Below are 1,918 nucleotides of genomic sequence, written 5' to 3'. Positions count from 1 at the left end.
CTAGCGGGAGTTTCCTAGCTATTTCCGGAACGCCAGATTGCGCTGAAGTCAATTCCAGTGCTGGTCTGGCGTTCTTCGGCGTGGTGGCGTGACTTTTGGTCCTTGAGAGCGTATGACCTAAAGTATGGCTAGTTTGTATAAGAAGACGATCAACGGGAAGCCGTACTGGTACCTGCGGGAGATGGCCCGTGTCGACGGCAAGCCCAAGATGGTCTCCGAACGCTATCTGGGGTCGGCGGCCGATATCGAGGCGTTGCATGATGCCCGTGAGGCCGAATCGTTGCCGTCGAAGTCGCAGCACCTCGGCTTCGGAGACACGGCCGCGGTCTGGGAGATTCTGAACCGCCTCGACGTGGCCGGGATCATCGACGATGTCGTCGGCGCGCGCCGCAGTGACGCTGGAGCGTCGGTGGGGACCTACCTGGCGCTGGCTGCGCTGAACCGGGTTGTCGCCCCGACGTCGAAACTGGGCTTCGCGGACTGGTGGAAAAGCACTGCCGCGGACCGATTCACGAAGGTGCCGGCGAGCGTGCTGGACCATCGCCGGTTCTGGGACGCGATGCACAAAGTCACCGGGGACCAGCTCGCCGAGATTGAGCAACGACTCGCGGTGGCGATGATCACCACGTTCAGCCTGAACATCTCAGCGTTGGCGTTGGATATGACCAACTTCGCGACCTATATCGATTCCGCCAACGACAAGGCGCCCATCGCTCAGCGTGGCAAAGCGAAGCAGAAACGCACCGACCTGCGCCTGGTCGGTCTGGGTCTGGTCGTCACCCGTGACGGCGGCGTGCCTCTGGTCGCCCACGCTTACCCCGGAAACCGGCCCGACGTGACCCAGTTCCCGCTGATGATCGACCTCCTCAGCGCCCGCCACACGGCCCTGGCCGCGAAGGCTGGCCGGGCGGCGCCGGCGGAGATGACGGTCGTCTTCGACGCCGGCCAAAACTCCCTGAGCAACTTTGCTCACGTCACCGCCACCGGCCTCTCCTTCGTGGGTTCCATCCCACCATCCGTCGTTGCTGATCTGCTTACCCTGCCCGCGAGCGACCGCCGCATCGTCGATCAGGACCGATTCGGCGGGATGAGCGCGGTCGAGACCCGCCGAACCGTTTATGGCTCTGAACGCCGGGTGATTCTCACGCACTCCCCGACCCTGCACGACAAACAAGCCGTCGGATTCGTGCAAACCCTCAGCAAAGCCGAGGTGCTCCTGACCGAACTCGCCGCGACGCTGGCGCGCGGGAAAACCCGGCGCAGCACCGAGCACGTCGCCGAGGAGATCCGGTCGATCACCCACGACCACTGGGTTCGCCGCGTCCTGACCTGGGAGCTAACCGGCACCACGCCGGCCACGCATCAGCTCACATTCACGGTCGATAATGACGCCCGCCTCGCGTTGGAGACCGAGGTGTTTGGCAAGCGCGTCCTCGTCACCGACCAGGACGATTGGCCGATCGCTGATGTCGTGGCCGCCTACCGATCACAATCTGACGCGGAGTTCAGCTTCCGCCAGCTCAAAGACCCCCATGTGGTGTCGTTCTCGCCCATGCATCACTGGACCGAGCACAACATTCGCGTGCACACCTTCACCTGTGTCCTGGCGCTGCAAATCGCGCACCTCATGCGCCGGCAGGCCGAGCAGGCCGGCCTGCACCTCTCAGTCCGGGAGCTCCTCGACCAGCTCGAAAAGATTCAGGAGACCGTCATGATCTTCTCTTCAACCGGCGGGCGTCCCAAAGCCCGCCGAATGCTCACCACGACCACCCCCACCCAGGACCAACTGGCCGAGATCTTCAACCTCGCCCAGTGGGCCCCGAAGAAAAGTTAGGTCATACAAAACCCAGCCGCCAAAACCCGAGTTGACCAGCACTTCTGGAACTCTGACCGAGGCTAGCTAGGAAACTCCCGCTAG

At 63.1% G+C, this 1,918-nt stretch carries 1 protein-coding gene; it reads left to right on the top strand.

The window, feature by feature from the left end; all coding sequences use genetic code 11:
* Positions 1-124: 124 nt before the first annotated feature.
* Positions 125-1,834 carry an IS1634 family transposase gene (locus E3T43_RS06755; RefSeq protein ID WP_134471811.1) on the top strand — a complete coding sequence of 570 codons (1,710 nt, stop codon included), beginning with the start codon at positions 125-127 and terminating at the stop codon, positions 1,832-1,834.
* The last annotated feature ends 84 nt before the right edge of the window (positions 1,835-1,918 follow it).

The sequence above is a fragment of the Cryobacterium sp. Hh7 genome (assembly GCF_004403155.1).
Lineage (GTDB): Bacteria > Actinomycetota > Actinomycetes > Actinomycetales > Microbacteriaceae > Cryobacterium > Cryobacterium levicorallinum.
Note: the sequence above shows the minus strand (reverse complement) of the source record. Positions and strands in the feature narration are given on the sequence as shown.

What these genes read in the sequence shown, in the direction of transcription:
- E3T43_RS06755 (WP_134471811.1), top strand. Translation starts at nt 125, where the DNA reads ATGGCTAGTTTGTATAAGAAGACGATCAACGGGAAGCCGTACTGGTAC.